Annotated in this window: 21 protein-coding genes; 8 read left to right on the forward strand and 13 right to left on the reverse strand. The window is 58.7% G+C overall.

All coding sequences use genetic code 11. The features are described from left to right. The first annotated feature begins 52 nt into the window (after positions 1-52). The 6 genes from gap (at position 53) to ACZ9W6_RS06405 (ending at position 5,390) form a co-directional block, all read left to right on the forward strand. Complete coding sequence (gene gap, locus ACZ9W6_RS06380) at positions 53-1,066, forward strand: type I glyceraldehyde-3-phosphate dehydrogenase (protein ID WP_465190254.1); 1,014 nt, start codon at positions 53-55, stop codon at positions 1,064-1,066. A 252-nt stretch (positions 1,067-1,318) separates the two neighbouring features. Further along, positions 1,319-2,491: a phosphoglycerate kinase gene (locus tag ACZ9W6_RS06385; protein ID WP_465190255.1), complete on the forward strand. Its 1,173-nt coding sequence runs from the start codon at positions 1,319-1,321 to the stop codon at positions 2,489-2,491. Positions 2,492-2,560: 69 nt separating this feature from the next. After that, entirely contained in the window at positions 2,561-3,190 is a 630-nt protein-coding gene (locus ACZ9W6_RS06390; RefSeq protein ID WP_465190256.1) for a LysE family translocator, read from the forward strand. Positions 3,191-3,251: 61 nt separating this feature from the next. Beyond that, the gene (gene fba, locus ACZ9W6_RS06395; RefSeq protein WP_465190257.1) at positions 3,252-4,316 is read left to right on the forward strand and encodes a class II fructose-bisphosphate aldolase; all 1,065 of its coding nucleotides are present in this window, start codon (positions 3,252-3,254) and stop codon (positions 4,314-4,316) included. Between the two features lie 66 nt (positions 4,317-4,382). Next, on the forward strand, positions 4,383-4,535 hold the full coding sequence (locus ACZ9W6_RS06400) for a hypothetical protein (RefSeq protein ID WP_465190258.1): 153 nt from the start codon (positions 4,383-4,385) through the stop codon (positions 4,533-4,535). 69 nt (positions 4,536-4,604) lie between these two features. Further along, positions 4,605-5,390 (forward strand): TIGR00266 family protein, encoded by a 786-nt coding sequence (locus ACZ9W6_RS06405; RefSeq protein ID WP_465190259.1) that lies wholly within the window; start codon positions 4,605-4,607, stop codon positions 5,388-5,390. Positions 5,391-5,460: 70 nt separating this feature from the next. Here the strand turns inward: ACZ9W6_RS06405 and aroG are convergent, their stop codons facing one another. The 6 genes from aroG to ACZ9W6_RS06435 all read right to left on the reverse strand — a co-directional run bounded on the left by aroG (position 5,461) and on the right by ACZ9W6_RS06435 (position 9,935). Beyond that, entirely contained in the window at positions 5,461-6,534 is a 1,074-nt protein-coding gene (gene aroG, locus ACZ9W6_RS06410) for a 3-deoxy-7-phosphoheptulonate synthase AroG (RefSeq protein ID WP_465190260.1), read from the reverse strand. A gap of 240 nt (positions 6,535-6,774) precedes the next feature. Beyond that, positions 6,775-7,185 (reverse strand): RNA polymerase-binding protein DksA, encoded by a 411-nt coding sequence (dksA, locus tag ACZ9W6_RS06415; RefSeq protein ID WP_465190261.1) that lies wholly within the window; start codon positions 7,183-7,185, stop codon positions 6,775-6,777. 241 nt (positions 7,186-7,426) lie between these two features. Further along, the gene (locus tag ACZ9W6_RS06420; RefSeq protein ID WP_465190262.1) at positions 7,427-7,732 is read right to left on the reverse strand and encodes a c-type cytochrome; all 306 of its coding nucleotides are present in this window, start codon (positions 7,730-7,732) and stop codon (positions 7,427-7,429) included. 70 nt (positions 7,733-7,802) lie between these two features. After that, positions 7,803-8,384, reverse strand: a complete 582-nt coding sequence (locus tag ACZ9W6_RS06425; protein ID WP_465190263.1) for a YggT family protein — start codon at positions 8,382-8,384, stop codon at positions 7,803-7,805. Beyond that, positions 8,374-9,189 (reverse strand): pyrroline-5-carboxylate reductase, encoded by an 816-nt coding sequence (gene proC / locus ACZ9W6_RS06430; RefSeq protein ID WP_465190264.1) that lies wholly within the window; start codon positions 9,187-9,189, stop codon positions 8,374-8,376. Before proC ends, ACZ9W6_RS06425 begins: the two co-directional genes overlap by 11 nt. Before the next feature lie 53 nt (positions 9,190-9,242). Continuing rightward, complete coding sequence (locus ACZ9W6_RS06435) at positions 9,243-9,935, reverse strand: YggS family pyridoxal phosphate-dependent enzyme (RefSeq protein WP_465190265.1); 693 nt, start codon at positions 9,933-9,935, stop codon at positions 9,243-9,245. Between the two features lie 121 nt (positions 9,936-10,056). On the opposite strand from ACZ9W6_RS06435, the gene ACZ9W6_RS06440 reads away from it, so the two are divergent. Further along, positions 10,057-11,094, forward strand: a complete 1,038-nt coding sequence (locus ACZ9W6_RS06440) for a type IV pilus twitching motility protein PilT (RefSeq protein WP_465190266.1) — start codon at positions 10,057-10,059, stop codon at positions 11,092-11,094. A 26-nt stretch (positions 11,095-11,120) separates the two neighbouring features. Further along, positions 11,121-12,257, forward strand: a complete 1,137-nt coding sequence (locus ACZ9W6_RS06445; protein ID WP_465190267.1) for a PilT/PilU family type 4a pilus ATPase — start codon at positions 11,121-11,123, stop codon at positions 12,255-12,257. Between the two features lie 33 nt (positions 12,258-12,290). On the opposite strand, the gene ACZ9W6_RS06450 is transcribed toward ACZ9W6_RS06445, so the two are convergent. The 7 genes from ACZ9W6_RS06450 to rsmA form a co-directional block, all read right to left on the reverse strand. Further along, positions 12,291-13,517: an EAL and HDOD domain-containing protein gene (locus tag ACZ9W6_RS06450; RefSeq protein WP_465190268.1), complete on the reverse strand. Its 1,227-nt coding sequence runs from the start codon at positions 13,515-13,517 to the stop codon at positions 12,291-12,293. A 130-nt stretch (positions 13,518-13,647) separates the two neighbouring features. Next, a complete protein-coding gene (locus ACZ9W6_RS06455; protein WP_465190468.1) occupies positions 13,648-14,382 on the reverse strand; it encodes an amino acid ABC transporter ATP-binding protein in 735 nt (244 codons plus the stop codon). 2 nt (positions 14,383-14,384) lie between these two features. Continuing rightward, the gene (locus ACZ9W6_RS06460; RefSeq protein WP_465190269.1) at positions 14,385-15,050 is read right to left on the reverse strand and encodes an amino acid ABC transporter permease; all 666 of its coding nucleotides are present in this window, start codon (positions 15,048-15,050) and stop codon (positions 14,385-14,387) included. Further along, positions 15,050-15,793, reverse strand: coding sequence for an amino acid ABC transporter permease (locus ACZ9W6_RS06465; protein WP_465190270.1), 744 nt, complete (start codon positions 15,791-15,793; stop codon positions 15,050-15,052). The genes ACZ9W6_RS06460 and ACZ9W6_RS06465 overlap by 1 nt, the downstream gene beginning before the upstream one ends. 134 nt (positions 15,794-15,927) lie before the next feature. Next, a complete protein-coding gene (locus ACZ9W6_RS06470; RefSeq protein WP_465190271.1) occupies positions 15,928-16,824 on the reverse strand; it encodes a glutamate/aspartate ABC transporter substrate-binding protein in 897 nt (298 codons plus the stop codon). A gap of 74 nt (positions 16,825-16,898) precedes the next feature. Then, positions 16,899-17,633 carry an amino acid ABC transporter ATP-binding protein gene (locus ACZ9W6_RS06475; protein ID WP_465190272.1) on the reverse strand — a complete coding sequence of 245 codons (735 nt, stop codon included), beginning with the start codon at positions 17,631-17,633 and terminating at the stop codon, positions 16,899-16,901. A 55-nt stretch (positions 17,634-17,688) separates the two neighbouring features. After that, entirely contained in the window at positions 17,689-18,474 is a 786-nt protein-coding gene (gene rsmA / locus ACZ9W6_RS06480; protein WP_465190273.1) for a 16S rRNA (adenine(1518)-N(6)/adenine(1519)-N(6))-dimethyltransferase RsmA, read from the reverse strand. Positions 18,475-18,555 lie beyond the last annotated feature (81 nt).

An 18,555-nucleotide genomic window follows, 5' to 3' on the forward strand; every position in this document is an offset into this window, starting at 1 on the left:
ACAGAGCAGACAGCCAGCTGGCAGGCCTTGATTTCTTCGGGAGAGAATTTTTATGACTATCCGTATCGCCATCAACGGCTACGGCCGTATCGGCCGCCAAGCCCTGCGCTCGATTTACGAATACAAGCTGCAGGACCAGTTCACCATCGTCGCCGTCAATGCCTCCGGCGACCTGGCGACCAACGCTCACTTGACCAAGTTCGACACCGTACACGGTCGTTTTGATGCCGAAGTCAGCCACGACGAGAGCAACCTGATCGTCAACGGTGACGTGATCCCGTTCTTCTCCACCCGCAACCCGGCCGAACTGCCATGGGACAAGCTGCAGGTGGATCTGGTGCTGGAATGCACCGGCTCGTTCACCACCAAGGAAAAGTGCCAGGCTCACCTGAATGCCGGCGCCAAGAAGGTGCTGATCTCCGCCCCGGGTGGTGATGACGTTGATGCCACCATCGTGTTCGGCGTGAACCACGACATCCTGACTGCCGACATGACCGTGGTGTCCAACGCTTCCTGCACCACCAACTGTCTGGCCCCGGTTGCCAAGGCGCTGAACGACGCCATCGGCATCAAGAAAGGCCTGATGACCACCATTCATGCCTTCACCAACGACCAGGTGCTGACCGACGTGCGTCACAAGGACCTGCGCCGTGCGCGTTCCGCTACCGACAACATGATCCCGACCAAGACCGGTGCCGCCAAGGCCGTCGGTCTGGTGCTGCCGGAACTGAAAGGCAAGCTGGATGGCTTCGCCGTACGTGTACCGACCATCAACGTGTCGCTGGTTGACCTGACCTTCACTGCCAGCCGTGACACTACCAAAGACGAGATCAACGAGATCGTCCTGAAGGCATCCGAAGGCGCTATGCGCGGCACGCTGGGTTATAACACCCTGCCGCTGGTTTCTAGCGACTTCAACCACACTACCGAAGGCTCCTTCTTCGACGCCACCCTGACCAAGGTCACCGGCGGCAATATGGTGAAGGTACTGGCCTGGTACGACAACGAGTGGGGCTTCTGCCAGCAGATGCTGAAGACCGCTCGTGCGATGTTCGAAGCCAAGTAATGTCATTGCTGCGGCCAACCCTGGCCGCAGGCTAGCTGCATTATCCGCCACGGTTGTTTCGGTGCGACAATAGTCACCGGGCAACCGCGGTTTCTTGCGCCTGCCGGCTGTGTCATTGACATGATGCAGTGCCAAACGGCATGAATTGGCGCACACTGCTGATTGCGACAGAACAATAATCGGCCTGCCACAAGGCAGGTCAGCCAAGCTTGAAGAAGCAGCTTGTTTTTACTTGTCCGAAAAGGCTAAGCAATGAAATTTCTGAAGCTGACTGAACAGGATCTGGCCGGCAAACGCGTGCTGATCCGCGTTGATATGAACGTGCCGGTGAAGAATGGCGTGATCGGTGACGATACCCGCATCCGCGCCAGCCTGCCGTCCATCGAGCACTGCCTGAAGGCCGGTGCCAGCGTGATCCTGATGACCCATCTGGGCCGTCCGACCGAAGGTGAGCCCAAGCCGGAAGACAGCCTGGCACCCGTTGCTGCGCGCCTGTCCGAACTGCTCGGCCAGACCGTCACCGTGACCGACAGCTGGCAGTCCGGCCTCGAGTTGGCCGCAGGCCAGGTGGTGATGCTGGAAAACGTTCGCCTGAACAAGGGCGAGAAAAAGAATAACGAAGAGCTGGGCCGCGCTTACGCCGGCCTGTGCGATGTGTTCGTCAACGACGCATTCGGCACCGCGCACCGCGCCGAGGCTTCCACGCATGCCGTAGCACAGTTCGCGCCACTGGCTTGCGCCGGCATCCTGCTGGCTGCCGAACTCGATGCGCTGGGCAAGGCCCTGCTGGCTCCGGCACGTCCGCTGGTGGCGATTGTGGCTGGTTCCAAGGTCTCGACCAAGCTGACCATCCTCGAGAGCCTGGCTGACAAGGTTGACCAGCTGATCGTCGGTGGCGGTATTGCCAACACCTTCCTGCTGGCCGAAGGCTACGCCATCGGCAAATCGCTGGCCGAGGCCGATCTGGTTGAAGATGCCAAGCGCGTGATTGCCAAGATCCGTGCCCGCGGCGGCGATGTACCGTTGCCGAGCGATGTGGTTTGCGCCAGCGAGTTCGCCGAAACCGCTGCGGCCACGCTCAAGACCGTGGCTGAGGTGACTGCCGACGACATGATTCTCGACATCGGCCCGGATTCTGCCCAGGCGCTGGCGGCCATCGTGGCCAAAGCCGGTACCGTGGTGTGGAACGGCCCGGTAGGCGTATTTGAGTTTGCGCAGTTTGCCGAAGGCACCCGCGTGCTGGGCGAGGCGATTGCCAATGCCGAGGCCTTCTCGATTGCCGGTGGTGGCGACACCCTGGCCGCGATTGCCAAGTACGAGCTGACCGACAAGATCAGCTATATCTCTACCGGTGGTGGTGCCTTCCTCGAGTTCCTCGAAGGCAAGGAACTGCCGGCAGTGGCGATTCTCGCAGCGCGCGCCTGAGTCTGATTGTCCGGCCCGTACCGGTGGTGCGGGCTATTGCCCTATCGAAAGCAGCACGAGGAGTCTGTCATGTCACTGGAAATCTGGCTGGTATTTGTCGTGACCGTGTTTTTCGTGTCGGCGACACCCGGGCCGAATATGTTGCTGGCGATGACGCACGGCATCCGTTTCGGCGTGCGCGGTGCCTTGCCGACCATGGCGGGCTTGTTGCTGGCTCTGGGCCTGATCATGGCGGCTTCGGCGGCTGGTCTGGGCGCCTTGCTGGCGACTTCCGAGCTGCTGTTTTCGGTAGTGAAATATCTGGGCGCTGCCTATCTGGTGTATCTGGGCTACAAGGCCTGGCGCGCGCCGGTAGGGGGTGAAGTCGGCGATGCCGAAGTGACTGAAGGAGAGAGCAGTTACTGGCAGCGTTTCCGCACCGGTTTTCTGGTGGCGATGAGCAACCCGAAAGCCTTTGTGTTCTTTACTGCTTTGTTCCCGCAATTCATGCGTGCCGATGTGCCCCAGCTGCCACAGCTGATGGTGCTGGCGGGCACGTTCTATGTCATCGAGGGGGCATGGCAGCTGATGTATGCCTTTGGTGGCGCACGCCTGCGCGTGTGGCTGACCAGCCCGCTGCGCCAGCGCCTGATGAACCGCTTTGCCGGCGGTTCCTTCATGGCGGCCGGTGTGGCGCTGGGCACCGTCAGCCGCGCCTGATTGCGGCCAACCTTTTTTCTTGCCGGCCTTGCCGGCAAACGATTCAAACTGGAGACAAAACATGGCACTCGTTTCGATGCGCCAGCTGCTCGATCATGCAGCGGAGTTCAGCTACGGCCTGCCGGCCTTTAACGTCAACAACCTCGAGCAGATGCGCGCCATCATGGAAGCCGCTGACAAGGTTGATGCGCCGGTGATCGTGCAGGCTTCGGCCGGTGCACGCAAATACGCGGGTGCGCCTTTCCTGCGTCACCTGATCCTGGCGGCAGTAGAAGAGTTTCCGCATATCCCGGTGGTGATGCACCAGGATCATGGCACCAGCCCGGATGTGTGCCAGCGCTCGATTCAGCTGGGCTTCAGCTCGGTGATGATGGACGGCTCGCTGAAAGCCGACGGCAAGACCCCGGCCGATTACGACTACAACGTGGACGTTACCCGTACTGTGGTCAACTTCGCACACGCTTGTGGCGTGTCGGTTGAAGGCGAAATCGGTTGTCTGGGCAGCCTGGAAACCGGCATGGCCGGCGAAGAAGACGGCGTGGGCGCGGAAGGCGTACTGGACCATAGCCAGTTGTTGACCGACCCGGAAGAAGCCGCCCGCTTTGTGAAGGACACCGGTGTGGACGCACTGGCGATTGCCATCGGCACCAGCCACGGCGCTTACAAGTTCACCAAGAAGCCGACTGGCGATGTGCTGCGTATCGACCGCATCAAGGAAATCCACGCACGCATTCCGAATACCCACCTGGTGATGCATGGCTCGTCCAGCGTGCCGCAAGAGTGGCTGGCCATCATCAATGAATTCGGTGGCGATCTGGGCGAGACCTACGGCGTGCCGGTCGAAGAAATCGTGGAAGGCATCAAGCACGGCGTGCGCAAGGTGAACATCGACACCGACCTGCGTCTGGCCTCGACCGGTGCCATCCGCCGCTTCATGGCACAGCACCCGAAAGAGTTCGACCCGCGCAAGTATCTGGCGGCCAGCACTGTCGCCATGCGTGACATCGTGATTGCGCGTTACGAAGCCTTCGGCTCTGCCGGCATGGCCAGCAAGATCAAGCCGGTCAGCCTCGACAAGATGGCGAATCTGTACCTGCAGGGCGCGCTGACGCAAATCGTTAAGTAAGCACCTGTCGTTGAGGCCGCCCGAGGGCGGCCTTTTTTGCTTTGCGGCCAACCTTGGGGAGTCTTCATGCTGCTTGCCGACCTGTTCAGCCCGCTGGAGTGGGTTTTCGTGATCATCCTGGGGCTGGTGCCGCTGGCCGGTATGGTGTTTCATTTGTGGATCATGTTGCTGCGTCCGCCAAAAGGGCCCAGGCCGGATGATGAAGCGGGCAAGAAGTAAACGGCTGGCAAGGCGGGGTCAATCAGTTAATCGCCTGACAAGGGCTGGCGACGGAATCGGGAGAAAATCATGGCAATGGATGTAATCGACTACGAAGTTTTCGGCGACGACATGCAGTATGTCGAGGTCGAGCTGGACCCGGGCGAAGCCGCCGTCGGCGAGGCAGGCGCGCTTTACTATATGGAAGACGAGATCCGCATGGATACCGTGTTCGGTGACGGCTCGGCCAGCGAGGGCGGCTTGTTTGGCAAGCTGCTGGGCGCGGGCAAGCGGCTGATTACCGGCGAATCGCTGTTTACCACCGTGTACCAGAACGTTGGCCGCAGCAAGCGCAAGGTGGCGTTTGCCGCCAGCTATCCGGGCAAGATCGTACCGGTGCACCTGCTGGAGCTGGGCGGTACGCTGTATGCGCAAAAAGACAGCTTTCTGGCGGGTGCCAAGGGTGTGAGTCTGGGGCTGGCGTTCCAGAAAAAGATCGGCACCGGCCTGTTCGGTGGCGAGGGCTTCATCATGCAGAAACTGGAAGGGGATGGTTATGTCTTCCTGCACGCCGGCGGTACTCTGACCAGCCGTCAGCTGCAGCCGGGTGAGACGTTGCGGGTGGATACCGGTTGTGTGGTGGCCTACCAGCCGACAGTTGATTTTGATATCGAGTATGTCGGCAAGCTCAAGAGTGCGCTGTTCAGTGGCGAAGGCCTGTTCTTCGCACGGCTGACCGGCCCGGGGCGTGTCTGGCTGCAGTCACTACCGCTGTCGCGCATGGCGGACCGCATCGTGACTGCCAGCTCGCTGGGTAACAAGCAGGGCGGGGAGCAGGGTGGTGTACTGGGTGGCTTACTCAACGGCAAGGATTGAGTGTCGCGATCAAGCTTGGCCGCAGGCAAAGAAAAACCCCCGCATCGCGGGGGTTTTGCATGGTGGGCAATCACTTGCCGGCGCTGGCGAATTTCTGGCGGCGGGCGCTGACCGCGTCGGCCAGGGTTTGCAACAGCTTTTCGGTGTCATCCCAGCCGATGCAGGCATCGGTAATGCTCTGGCCGTATACCAGCTGGCAGTCCGGCTTCAGATCCTGGCGACCTTCGACCAGATGGCTTTCCACCATCACGCCGAAGATGTGCTGGTCGCCGGCGGCCAACTGGGCAGCGACATCGTCGCAGACTTCCATCTGGCGACGATAGTCCTTGCGGCTGTTGGCATGGCTGAAGTCCACCATGAGCTTTTGCGGCAGGCCGACGGCAGCCAGTTCGGCGGCAGCCGCCTGGACATAACGTGCTTCGTAGTTCGGCTCTTTACCGCCACGCAGGATCACATGGCAATCCGGGTTGCCGCCGGTCTCGACAATGGCCGAGTGGCCGGTCTTGGTAACCGACAGGAAGTGGTGCGATACGCTGGCGGAACGGATGGCATCCACGGCGATCTTCAGATTGCCGTCGGTACCGTTCTTGAAGCCCACCGGACAGGACAGGCCGGAAGCCAGCTCACGGTGAACCTGCGACTCGGTAGTACGTGCGCCAATAGCACCCCAGCTGATCAGGTCGGCCAGATACTGCGGGGTGATCATGTCGAGGAATTCGGTGGCAGCCGGCATACCCATGTGATTGAGGTTCAACAGCAGGCGGCGCGCCATGCGCAGACCGGCATTGATGTCGTAGCTCTCGTTCAGGTGCGGGTCGTTGATCAGGCCTTTCCAGCCCACGGTGGTGCGCGGTTTTTCAAAGTAGACACGCATCACGATCTGCAGGTCGCCAGCAAACTTTTCACGCAGCGGCAACAGCTTGCGCGCGTACTCTTCGGCCGCTTCCGGGTCGTGGATGGAGCAGGGGCCGATCACCACCAGCAGGCGGTCATCTTCGGCACGCAACAGACGGGCAATGTCGCGGCGCGCGTTGTAGATCAGTTCGGAAGCGGCTTCGCTGATCGGCAATTCATACAGGTGGGCAATCGGCGGAAGCAGTTCCTTGATCTCGCGGATGCGTACGTCGTCTGTCTGGCGATGCATGGTGAAGTCCTTGGTGAATTCTTGTTTGCATAGCAACATTACCCGCTTGACGGCAGGCTGCCAAGCCGCAATGCGCATTGAGTGCCAGCTTTGTCTGATTTAGCCCTATTGTGAAATTGAATTGGCATTTAATTTCAACAATTGAATAATTTAGCCAGCCTTTTGAAATAAAGTTGCGCCGCAGCCCCAGAAAACAAAAAAAGCACCCGAGGGTGCTTTTTTGCGAACAGCAAACGGATGTCAGTCTGCGTACTGGCGCTTCATGCGTTCACGACGTTCCTGGGCTTCGACAGACAGCGAGGCTGTCGGGCGGGCCAGCAGGCGGCGCAGACCGATCGGTTCGCCGGTATCTTCACAGTAGCCGTAAGAACCGTCTTCGATCAGACGCAAGGTGGACTGGATCTTCTGCAGCAGTTTGCGTTCGCGATCGCGGGTACGCAGTTCCAGCGCATATTCTTCTTCCAGTGTCGCGCGGTCTGCCGGATCAGGCGTTGCTTCCTGTTCTTGCAGATGGCTGGCAGTGGCGCTGGCGTTGCTCAGGAGTTCTGCTTGCATGTTCAACAGCCGGTCCTTGAAGAACTCGAGGTGGTCTGCGTTCATGTAATCATCGCCAGACCAGTTGATGATGTCTTGTTCTGTCAGCTTGGCCATAATTTGATGCTTCCAGCGTTAGTTGTGTCAACAGGCGTTGAAGATTACCGATGGCATACGGAAAGTGCAACATAATCCGTCAATTGATCGATATAGCCTGACTATATCCTGTGTATATAGTGGTGATGTCGCGTTTCCTCAAGAGCAGAAAACTTTGTCTGAAATAAAAAAGGCTGACTCTTCAGAAATATGCAAAAAGAAAAAGCGCCGCTTGGCGCTTTTTCCTCAAGCCTGGCCGGAATTACTTCTGGCTCAGCACCCACTTGGCCAGAGCCTTGGTGTCGGCATCGCTGACTTGCGGATGCGGAGGCATAGGGATAGCACCCCAGACACCAGAGCCGCCTTTCTTGATCTTGTCAGCCAGTTTGGCTTCAGCAGTCTTGTCACCGGCGTATTTCTTGGCAACGTCCTTGTAGGCCGGGCCAACCAGTTTCTTGTCCACAGAGTGGCAGGCCATACAGCCGTTCTTTTGGGCCAGTTGCGGATTGGCAAAGGCCGGTGCAGTCAGTACGCCCAGAGCGATGGCGGCCAGCAGCATTTTTTTCATGCTTGAATCTCCCGTTTCAAAAGTCGTGCCACTTCAATAATGACACAGCTGAGACTAGATATCGGTTTTGTCATACCGCAATCTTGAGTTGGGTCAAGAAAGACATTTCCAGCATCCGCACTGGCAACATCAGGATGACTTGCAAGATCAGGAACAACACCAGTGGTGATAGGTCGACACCGCCGATATTGGCCTTGCTGAATGGCGCGAGGAAGGGGCGGGTGAGTGCCTCGAGTACCGGGCGCAGGCCATTATAAGGATTCACCCAGCTCATGATGGCCCAGACAATGACTGCGCCCATCAGCAGATAGATGGATTGGCTGAAGACGGTCAGCAGGGCCAGCAGACACAGCATCAGCAGATTTTGCGGATGCAGCAGATTGTAAGGCAGCGGGTTGAGCAACAGCAGGATTGCCAGGCTGATCAGCGCTGTGGCCCAGGCCACCACCATGCTGGCCGAGTCATAACCGCGCCAGGACGGCACCAGCCGGCGCGCCGGCAAGACGGCAAAGTTGGTGACCGCCACGACGAACTGGGTCAGTGGGTGTTTGAACGGGGCCCTGGCAAGCTGTAGGTAAAAGCGCAACAGCAAGACCATCACGAAAAGGTCGCTGATGGTCTTGATCAGGAATTGCAGGGTTTCAATCAGCATCTCGGTTTTCCTTGCTCAGTATCTCGCCCAGCTCCAGCGAGCGTTGTTTGCAGTCGTGCATGCCGGCGATGATGGCCTGTTTCACGCCATCCTGTTCGAAGCGGGCAATCGCACGTTCTGTGGTACCGCCCTTGGACATCACGTTCTGGCGCAAGGTTGCAACCGGCAGCGGGCTGCGCTTGGCCAGTTCGGTTGCGCCGGCAAAGGTCGCCAGCACCAGTTCGCGCGCGCTTGGCTCGTCAAAGCCGCTGGCGATGGCACCTTCGATCATGCTCTCGATGAAGTAGAACACATAGGCTGGGCCGCTGCCGGATACGGCGGTAATGTCGTCGATGCCGCCTTCATTTTCCAGCCAGCGGGTGATGCCGACCGCCTGCATGATGGTGGTGGCAGCCTCGCGGTCAGCCGAGTCGACAAGGTTGGCCGCAAACAGACCTGAGGCACCCATGCCTATCATCGCCGGGGTATTCGGCATCACGCGGATGATGCGTGCCGAGCCCAGCCAGCGCGACAGAGCGGCCAGCTGTACGCCGGCTGCAATCGAGATCACCAGTGCGCCATTGAGTCTCGTAGCCAGTGTCTGGCACACCTCGGCCAAGGCTTGCGGTTTCACCGCCAGAATAATGATGTCTTGCGGGCCAAAGCTTGTCGGCAGATCGGCGCTGGCGCTCACGCCATAATCCTGTTGCAGTTGCTGGCGCTTTTCCTCGTGCAACTCGACAACGTGCAACTGATGTTGGCCTTGATACAGGCCGGCGATGATGGCGCTGGCCATATTGCCGCCGCCGATGAAAGTGATCTGCATGTCCGTCTCTCTTTGTAGATTGTATACAATTATGGGGTGGAACCAAGCATAGCTCAGACGGCGTAGTGACGCTTGCCAAAGATGGCACTGCCGACGCGCACCATGGTGCTGCCGGTGGCAATGGCGGCAGCCAGATCGGCTGACATGCCCATCGATAGCGTGTCCGTGACAATGTCCTGATCATGCAGCTGTTGTTGTAATTGCTGCAACAGGCCGAAGCGGGCGGCAAGGATGGCCGCGTCTTCGCTCGGCTCGGGGATGCACATCAGGCCGCGCAGCCGAACACCAGGCAGGCGGCTGATCGCCTGGGCCAGCGGTAGTACCTCACCGGGCTGGCAACCGCTCTTGCTGGCTTCGCCGGACACATTCACCTGTATGCAAAGATTCAGTGCCGGCAGCGCAGCCGGGCGCTGGGCGGACAGCCGTTCGGCAATCTTCAGGCGGTCAACGCTATGCACCCAATGTGCGTGTTCGGCTACCGCGCGTGTCTTGTTGGACTGCAGCGGGCCGATGAAATGCCACTCCAGCGGCAGGTCCTGCAGTTGGCCGGATTTCTCCAGCAGCTCTTGCACATAGTTCTCGCCAAAGCAGGTCTGGCCGGCGGCATGAGCCTCGCGAATCGCAGCGGCCGGAAAGGTCTTGCTGACGGCCAGCAGGCGCACGCTGTCAGGCTTGCGGCCAACCTTGGCGCATGCCTCGCTGATTTGCTGCTGGACGTGTTGCAGGGCGAGGGCCAGATCACTCATATATCGCTTTCCTGTGCGGTTTCCGGGTTGGTGGCTTGCAGTGGGCATGCCTGCTGGTGGACGCTACAATGCAGCAAGCATTCCTGCCGCAGACGGCAAGCACGGGTTTTGGAGAAATTATATGGAAATTTCGGAACTGCTGGCCTTTACGGTCAAGAACAAGGCATCTGACCTGCATCTGTCATCCGGCCTGCCGCCGATGATACGGGTGCACGGCGATATCCGCCGCATCAATCTGCCAGCCATGGCTCAGCATGATGTGCACGATATGGTGTACGACATCATGAACGACCATCAGCGCAAGATTTTCGAAGACACTTTCGAGTGCGACTTCTCCTTCGAGCTACCCGGCATTGCGCGCTTTCGTGTCAACGTCTTCAGCCAGAACCGCGGTATCGCCGCGGTGTTCCGCGTGATTCCGTCCAAGGTACTGAGCCTGCAGGAGCTGGGTGCGCCGCGCATTTTCCAGGAAATCGCCGACCTGCCGCGCGGCATCGTGCTGGTCACCGGCCCGACCGGCTCGGGTAAATCGACCACGCTGGCGGCGATGATCGACTACATCAACGAGAACAGCTACGCCCACATCCTGACGGTGGAGGACCCGATCGAATTCGTGCACGACAGCAAGCGTGCGCTGATCAACCAGCGCGAGCTGGGCGCGCAGACGCAGAGCTTCTCCAATGCCCTGCGCAGTGCACTGCGTGAGGACCCGGACGTGATCCTGATCGGTGAAATGCGCGATCTGGAAACCATCCGCCTCGCACTGACCGCAGCCGAAACCGGCCACCTGGTGTTCGGTACCCTGCATACCAGCAGTGCGGCCAAAACCATCGACCGTATCGTTGACGTGTTTCCGGCCGGTGAAAAGGAAATGGTGCGTTCGATGTTGTCCGAGAGCTTGCGTGCAGTGATTTCGCAGTCGCTGCTGAAGACCAAGGACGAGAGCGGCCGCGTGGCCGCGCATGAAATCATGATTGGCACGCCGGCGATCCGCAACCTGATCCGCGAAAACAAGATCGCGCAGATCAACTCGATGATCCAGACCGGTCAGCAGCATGGCATGCAGACGCTGGATCAATGCCTGCAGGAACTGGTGCGCCGCAATCTGGTTTCTACCGCCGAGGCACGTAACAAGGCCAGCAACAAGGATCTGTTCTGAGCCGTGAGGCAGGACAAGGAAAAGACATGGAAAAGGATCAGGCATCAAAATTCATTCATGACTTGCTCAAGCACGCGATCAGCAAGAATGCGTCGGACATCTTCATTTCGGCCGACTTTCCGCCTGCGATGAAGATAGACGGGCGCATCACACCGGTCGCACCGCAGGCGCTGACGGCGATTCACAGCAAGGAGCTGGTGCGCGCGGTGATGAATGACCGCCAGACCGAAGAGTTCGAATCCAGCAATGAGGCCAACTTTGCCATCAGCCCACCCGGCATCGGCCGCTTTCGCGTCAGTGCCTATATGCAGCAGGGCAAGGCCGGCATGGTACTGCGCAAGATCAACACCGAGATCCCGACGCTGGATCAGCTGCGCCTGCCTGATGTGCTGAAAGACATCTCGATGATCAAGCGCGGTCTGGTGGTGTTTGTCGGCGGTACCGGCTCTGGCAAGTCGACCTCGTTGGCCGCACTGGTGGACTGGCGTAACAGCACCAGTGCCGACCACATCATCACCATCGAAGACCCGATCGAGTACGTGCATCAGCACAAGAAAAGCATCGTGACCCAGCGCGAGATCGGGGTGGATACCGAAAGCTGGGAAATCGCGCTGAAGAACACCCTGCGTCAGGCCCCGGATGTGATCCTGATGGGTGAAATCCGCGATCGCGAGTCGATGATGTATGGCCTGCAGTTTGCCGAAACCGGCCACCTGTGCCTGGCGACCCTGCACGCCAATAACGCCAACCAGGCGCTGGACCGCATCCTGAACTTCTTCCCGGAAGAGCGCCACCAGCAGGTGTTGATGGATTTGTCGCTGAATATGCGTGCCATCATTTCGCAGCGCCTGATTCCGCTGAAACAGAGCAAGGGTCGCACGGCGGCGGTAGAGATCCTGCTGAACAGCCCGCTGGTGTCGGACATGATTTTCAAGGGCGAGATTTCGGGCCTGAAAGAAGTGATGTCGCGTTCGACCGAATCCGGCATGCAGACCTTCGACCAGGCGCTGTTCGAGTTGTACGAGAGTGGCCTGGTCGGCTATGAGGACGCACTGCGCAATGCCGACTCGATCAACGATCTGCGGCTGAAAATCAAACTGTATGGTGAGGAAAGCAGACATGTGGATCCGCTGGATGGTCTCGACCATCTGGACATCGTCTGATGCATGAAAAAGGGCTGCCGTGGCAGCCCTTTTTCAATTGGCGAACTCGTCGCTCCACATTTTCCTGACCCACTGTATCGCTTCCATCTGTACCGAGTTGAAGCGTTCGGCATCGATATCGGGTAGCTGTTCTTCCGGATCCTGATACTCGGCAATCATCGCCTGTCGCAGCAGGCGACCGAGCTGGCCATTCTGATGCAGCAGTGCGCTGCGTACGCGTTCACTGACCGCCAGCGTCGCGGTCAGCTCGCTCATTTCCATGCCCAGCAGCACATCGGCCAGTGACAGGATGCCGGTCATGAAGGCTTCGTCACGCTCTTGCGGGCCGGCCAGCGCCTCCATCATCCGACCGCGGATTGCGGCCATTTCCAGCAAGGGGCTTGGGCCTTGATCTGGCTGACAGTCGGCAGAGAACAGAATGATCAGCGCCCAGCGCTTGAGTCTTGCCGAACCCAGCATGGAGATGGCATCGCGCACCGAGTGCACCACGCGGCCGTAGTTTTCCGCCACGTTTACGAGTTTGAGCAGGCTGACCACCATATCCGGCGAGCTCTTGAAGACTTCTTCGAGGGCAGTTGTCGGCGCATCCTGCATCACCAGCCCCAGCAATCTCAGCATCAGTGCGCGGTGCGGATTGGCGCGGTTTTGCGTCATCACGGTTGGCCGCGCAAAGAAATAACCCTGGAACAGGTCTATGCCCAGTGATTTGCAGATTTCGAACTGTTCCCGGCTATCCACTTTTTCGGCCAGCAGCTGACCCTTGAAGCCTTGCAGCTGGGCGAGCAGGGCCGGCAACTCGGCCAGCGCAATCTGCTGCAGGTCGATCTTGATGAAGTCGAGAATCGGCAGGAAGGGGCGGTGGGATGGTTCCAGCCCGCAGAAGTCGTCCAGGGCCAGCCGGTAGCCACGCCGTTTCAGTTCCTGGCAGCGCAGCAGCAGCGCACCGTCCAGCTGTACGGTTTCGAGAATCTCCAGAATGATGTTTTCCGGTGGCAGCAAGTCCAGCACCGGACTGCGCAGCAGGCGTTCGTTGACATTGATGAAGCCGGGGCAGCCTTCCAGCACCTTGGCCATGCCCAGATCAATAAAAGTATGGCGGATAACGGCCGCAGTGGCGTTCACGTCATCCTGAAAACGCGCCATGTTTTCCGGGCCACTGCGAAACAGCAGCTCGTAGGCAATCTTCTGTTGCCGGCCATCGACAATAGGCTGACGGCCAAGATAGACCGTGGTGTACAAGGATGCCTGCTCGGTACTCATATTGCGTCTGGGGGGAAGGGAGCTGAGCGGTAATTATGCCTGCAAAATACACTTTGGCGAGTATTTCCGGCTGTGGTGTGGCAGGCAGAAAAAAGGTTGGCCGCAAATGCGGCCAACCTTGTCCGGGGGATCAGTGCTGCAGGATCTTGGAGAGGAACTGCTTGGCACGTTCGGAGCGGGCGTCCGGATTACCGAAGAATTCTTCCTTGGCGCAATCCTCGACGATGGCACCGCGATCCATGAAGATCACCCGGTTGGCGACCTTGCGCGCAAAACCCATTTCGTGGGTGACGCACATCATGGTCATGCCTTCCTGCGCCAGCTCGACCATCACATCCAGCACCTCGTTGACCATTTCCGGGTCGAGTGCCGAGGTCGGCTCGTCAAACAGCATGGCGATCGGATCCATCGCCAGCGCACGGGCAATCGCCACGCGCTGCTGCTGGCCACCGGACAACTGGCCCGGGAATTTGTGGGCATGCGCCTGCAGACCGACGCGGTCGAGGTAATGCAGGCCTTTCTGCATCGCCTCGTCCTTGCTGCGGCCCAGTACCCGTTCCTGAGCAATGGTCAGGTTCTCGGTAATGGACAGGTGCGGGAACAGCTCGAAGTGCTGGAACACCATGCCGACGCGCGAACGCAGCTTGGGCAAGTCGGTTTTCGGGTCGCCAACCGAGGTGCCGTCAACAATGATCTCGCCTTTCTGGAACGGCTCCAGCGCGTTGACGGTCTTGATCAGGGTGGATTTGCCCGAGCCGGACGGGCCGCAAACCACCACCACTTCACCTTTTTTCACGGAAGTGGTGCAGTCGGTCAGCACCTGGAAGTCACCGTACCACTTGCTGACATTCTTGATGGAAATCATGCTCATACCGCCAACCTCTTCTGCAGGCGCTTCACCAGGAAGGACGCGCCGAAACTGATAACAAAATACACTGCACCGGCAAAAATCAGGAACTCGTGCGAGGCACCCACGATATCACCGCGCGAACGTGCTGCATTCAGGAAGTCCATCAGGCCTACCGCGTAAACCAGCGAAGTATCCTGGAACAGGATGATGGACTGCTGCAGCAGCAGCGGGGTCATCTTGCGGAAGGCCTGCGGCAGGATGATCAGACGCATGGCCTGACCATAAGTCATCCCCATCGCGTAGGCCGCGTGCAGCTGGCCCTTCGGAATCGACTGGATACCGGCGCGTACCACTTCACAGTAGTAGGCCGCCTCGAACATGATGAAGGCCACCAGACACGAGGTGAATGCGCCGACCGCGACAAACTCGCCGGTGATCCAGTTCAGCAGCATCGGCACGGCGAGGTAGAACCAGGTCACCACCAGCAGCAGCGGGATCGAACGGAAGTAATTGACGTAGGCCTTGGCAAAACCCGACAGCATCGGGTTGCTGGACAGGCGCATCAGCGCGAGTACGGTGCCGAGGGCAATACCGCCGAGCACGGCCATTACCAGCAGTTTCAGGGTCAACAGCATGCCATCGACCAGCGACGGCAGGGCAGGAATAATCTGGCTGAAATCCATTATTTGGCCCCTCCCATCATGCCCGGGATGCGCACTTTCTTCTCGATGAAGCTCATGATCGCCATCAGGCTCATGTTCAGCGTGAAGTAGATCAGCGTGGCCAGGGTAAAGGCTTCAAAGATGTTGGCACTGAATTCGGCAGTCTGCTTGGTCTGGGCCAGCAGCTCCATCAGGCCGATCAGCGACGCTACCGAGGAGTTCTTGAAGATGTTCAGGAATTCGCTGGTGAGCGGCGGAATGATGATGCGGAAAGCCTGCGGCAACAGCACATGGCGATACATTTGCGGCAGGGTGAAGCCGACGGCCAGTGCCGCGGCACTCTGGCCCTTGGGCAGCGCCTGGATACCGGTACGCACCTGTTCGCAGACACGGGCGGCAGTAAACAGTGCGAGGCAGACCACTACGGAAAGATAGGCCGAGGTAGCCGGATTCAGCTCCTGCTTGAACCAGATCTGGGTCTGCTCGGGCAGGTAGTCGGGCACCAGGAAGTACCAGACAAACAGTTGTACCAGCAGCGGTACGTTACGGAACAGCTCGACATAGGCGGTAGCGACGCCTGCGGCCAACTTGTTCGGCAGCGTGCGCATCACGCCAAGCAGGGAGCCGAGCGCCAGCGCGACAATCCAGGCTGCCAGGGCAACAGCAATGGTCCAGCCGAGGCCGGAAATGAACCAGTCGAGATAGATCTCGTCGCCGATGCCTGTGGACTTGAAGAAAACATTCCAGTCCCAGTTGTAATTCATGAACTTCTCCAAATGAAAAAGGGGCGCAAGCAGCGCCCCTTCGTGATGGTTAACCGGACACTGTCCGGCTAGCCATCCCGTTTGGCGCTGGCCTTTTTATAGGCCTGCAACAAGGAAAATGCGACTGGGCGCAATTACATCTCTTCAGCAGACTTGTCGGTCGGCTTGGCGATCAGATCCTTCAGTTCATCAGACATCGGGAAGTTCAGGTTCAGGCCTTTTGGCGGAACCGGACTCATGAACCACTTGTTGTAGATCTTGTTGATTTCGCCGGACTTGTAGACGGCCTTGATGGCGTCATCCACTACCTTCTTGAAGGCTGGATCATCCTTGCGCAGCATGCAGCCATAGATTTCGTAGGATTGCGGCTTGCCGGTAACTACCCAGTTGGCCGGGTTCTTGGCCTTGGCCATTTCGCCGTACAGCAGGGCATCGTCCATCATGAACGCAACCGCGCGGCCGGATTCCAGCATCAGGAAGGACTCGCCGTGATCCTTGGCGGAAATCACGTTCATGCCCAGTTGCTTCTCGACGTTCATGGCCTTCAGCAGACGCTCGGAGGTGGTACCGGCGGTGGTTACCACGTTCTTGCCCTTCAGATCAGGGAAATCCTTGATACCGGAAGTCTTGGCAGTCATCAGACGGGTACCGATTTCGAAGATACCTACCGAGAACTCAACCTGTTTCTGGCGTTCCAGGTTGTTGGTGGTGGAGCCACATTCCAGATCCACGGTACCGTTCTGTACCAGCGGGATACGGGTCTGCGAGGTAACCAGGTTGTACTTCACCTGCAGGTTAGGCATCTTCAGTTGCTTCTTCACGGCCTCGACCACTTTCAGCTGCAGGTCGTGCGAGTAGCCGATCGGAGCGGACGGATCAGTGCCGATGTAGGAGAACGGGATCGAAGCATCACGGTGACCGAGAACGATCACGCCGGATTGCTTGACCTTCTCCAGGGTGTTGGCCATGGCCGGGGCGGCGAATGCGGAAGCGATGACTGCAGTCGTCAGCAGACGAGTAGTAAAGCGCATGGGTTTCTCCATTTATCTCTAAGGTTTTGCTGCTGTTATCAAGGCCCTGTCGTGCGCAGGGCCGGCTGGTGGCCTTAGCTCATCGGCGTGAGCAACTGCCGTAAAAACTGTTTGGCCCGTTCGTGCTGCGGGCTCTTGAAAAAAGTTTCGGGTGGGGCTTGCTCTACGATCTGGCCGTGATCGATGAAGACCACGCGATCGGCCACTTCACGGGCAAAGCCCATTTCGTGGGTGACGACCATCATGGTCATGCCGGATTCGGCCAGGTCTTTCATCACTTTCAGCACTTCGCCGATCATTTCCGGATCGAGTGCCGAGGTCGGTTCATCAAACAACATGACGCGGGGTTCCATTGCCAGACCACGGGCAATGGCGACACGTTGCTGCTGGCCACCCGACAGTTGCGACGGGAAGGCGTCTTTCTTGTGGGCGAGGCCCACTTTTTCCAGCAAGGCGACTGCCTGTTTTTCGGCAGCGGTCTTGTCCATTTTTTTGACCTGCATCGGCGACAAGGTGATGTTGTCGAGAACCGACAGGTGCGGGTAGAGATTGAAATGCTGGAAGACAAAGCCTACTTCGGCGCGCAGGGCATTGAGATCGGTTTTCGGGTCGGTGACATTGATGCCATCCACCCAGATTTCGCCTTCATTGATGGTTTCCAGCTGGTTGACGGTGCGAATCAGCGTCGACTTGCCCGAGCCGGACGGACCGCAGATCACCACGACTTCGCCCTGTTCTACCGTCAGGTCGATGCCGTTGAGCACGTGCAGGTCCTTGAACCATTTATGTACATTGTTGAAGCGTATCATTTCTCTCTCTGTCCTCTTTCCCGCCAGCCACCCTTGATGGGTGGCCTTATTGTTGTCAGGCTTTTCTGTTCTGTGCCAGATAATTTGCCAATGCCACATATTGCGTAACGGCCAGCGTTTCGGCACGGGCGCCCGGGTCTATGCCCAGTTGCTGCAGTGCTTCGTCGCTGATGATGCCTTTCAGGTTATTGCGCAGGGTCTTGCGACGCTGGGCAAAGGCCTGGGCAACAATTTCTTCCAGCAGGGTCTCGTCTTGTGCGATACCGCAGCGGCCCGGATCCGGAATCATGCGCACCACGGCCGAGTCGACCTTGGGTGGCGGGAAAAACGCGCCTGGTGGTACCAGCAAGATCTGTTCCATGTCGAAACGGTACTGCAACATTACCGTCAGACGGCCGTAATCGGCGGTGCCCGGCTCGGCCACCATGCGGTCGATCACTTCTTTTTGCAGCATGAAGTGCATGTCGATCACGCGGTTGCCATAGCTCGCCAGATGGAACAGCAGCGGGGTGGAAATGTTGTAGGGCAGGTTGCCGACCAGCTTGAACGGGCCGTCCGATACGGTGGCGAAGTCGAATGCCAGGGCATCGCCTTCGTGGATGGTCAGCCGTTCCGGCGGAAAGTTGGACTTCAGGCGGCTGATGATGTCGCGGTCGATTTCCACGACATGCAAATGGTTTAGGCGCTTGAGCAGCGGGATGGTCAGCGCACCAAGGCCAGGGCCGATCTCGACCACGACATCGCCGGGCTGGGCACCGACAGCACTGACGATATCGTCGATGACCTTGCTGTCCTGCAGGAAATTCTGACCAAAACGCTTGCGCGGGATATGTGAGCTCATGCGACTCCAGAGTATTTGACTGAGGTCGGACCGGTGCAGCAGCCATGCCCGCTGGCAGGCAGTCTTGCCCGGTCCGGATTT

It is taken from the genome of Vogesella lacus, assembly GCF_979366295.1.

What these genes read in the sequence shown, in the direction of transcription:
- ACZ9W6_RS06435 (WP_465190265.1), bottom strand. Translation starts at nt 9,935, where the DNA reads ATGAGTGATCTGGCCCTCGCCCTGCAACACGTCCAGCAGCAAATCAGC.
- ACZ9W6_RS06405 (WP_465190259.1), top strand. Translation starts at nt 4,605, where the DNA reads ATGGCAATGGATGTAATCGACTACGAAGTTTTCGGCGACGACATGCAG.
- rsmA (WP_465190273.1), bottom strand. Translation starts at nt 18,474, where the DNA reads ATGAGCTCACATATCCCGCGCAAGCGTTTTGGTCAGAATTTCCTGCAG.
- ACZ9W6_RS06385 (WP_465190255.1), top strand. Translation starts at nt 1,319, where the DNA reads ATGAAATTTCTGAAGCTGACTGAACAGGATCTGGCCGGCAAACGCGTG.
- ACZ9W6_RS06445 (WP_465190267.1), top strand. Translation starts at nt 11,121, where the DNA reads ATGGAAAAGGATCAGGCATCAAAATTCATTCATGACTTGCTCAAGCAC.
- ACZ9W6_RS06400 (WP_465190258.1), top strand. Translation starts at nt 4,383, where the DNA reads ATGCTGCTTGCCGACCTGTTCAGCCCGCTGGAGTGGGTTTTCGTGATC.
- ACZ9W6_RS06425 (WP_465190263.1), bottom strand. Translation starts at nt 8,384, where the DNA reads ATGCTGATTGAAACCCTGCAATTCCTGATCAAGACCATCAGCGACCTT.
- ACZ9W6_RS06420 (WP_465190262.1), bottom strand. Translation starts at nt 7,732, where the DNA reads ATGAAAAAAATGCTGCTGGCCGCCATCGCTCTGGGCGTACTGACTGCA.
- proC (WP_465190264.1), bottom strand. Translation starts at nt 9,189, where the DNA reads ATGCAGATCACTTTCATCGGCGGCGGCAATATGGCCAGCGCCATCATC.
- ACZ9W6_RS06450 (WP_465190268.1), bottom strand. Translation starts at nt 13,517, where the DNA reads ATGAGTACCGAGCAGGCATCCTTGTACACCACGGTCTATCTTGGCCGT.
- ACZ9W6_RS06475 (WP_465190272.1), bottom strand. Translation starts at nt 17,633, where the DNA reads ATGATACGCTTCAACAATGTACATAAATGGTTCAAGGACCTGCACGTG.
- ACZ9W6_RS06465 (WP_465190270.1), bottom strand. Translation starts at nt 15,793, where the DNA reads ATGAATTACAACTGGGACTGGAATGTTTTCTTCAAGTCCACAGGCATC.
- ACZ9W6_RS06390 (WP_465190256.1), top strand. Translation starts at nt 2,561, where the DNA reads ATGTCACTGGAAATCTGGCTGGTATTTGTCGTGACCGTGTTTTTCGTG.
- ACZ9W6_RS06440 (WP_465190266.1), top strand. Translation starts at nt 10,057, where the DNA reads ATGGAAATTTCGGAACTGCTGGCCTTTACGGTCAAGAACAAGGCATCT.
- ACZ9W6_RS06460 (WP_465190269.1), bottom strand. Translation starts at nt 15,050, where the DNA reads ATGGATTTCAGCCAGATTATTCCTGCCCTGCCGTCGCTGGTCGATGGC.
- dksA (WP_465190261.1), bottom strand. Translation starts at nt 7,185, where the DNA reads ATGGCCAAGCTGACAGAACAAGACATCATCAACTGGTCTGGCGATGAT.
- ACZ9W6_RS06470 (WP_465190271.1), bottom strand. Translation starts at nt 16,824, where the DNA reads ATGCGCTTTACTACTCGTCTGCTGACGACTGCAGTCATCGCTTCCGCA.
- ACZ9W6_RS06455 (WP_465190468.1), bottom strand. Translation starts at nt 14,382, where the DNA reads ATGATTTCCATCAAGAATGTCAGCAAGTGGTACGGTGACTTCCAGGTG.
- aroG (WP_465190260.1), bottom strand. Translation starts at nt 6,534, where the DNA reads ATGCATCGCCAGACAGACGACGTACGCATCCGCGAGATCAAGGAACTG.
- fba (WP_465190257.1), top strand. Translation starts at nt 3,252, where the DNA reads ATGGCACTCGTTTCGATGCGCCAGCTGCTCGATCATGCAGCGGAGTTC.
- gap (WP_465190254.1), top strand. Translation starts at nt 53, where the DNA reads ATGACTATCCGTATCGCCATCAACGGCTACGGCCGTATCGGCCGCCAA.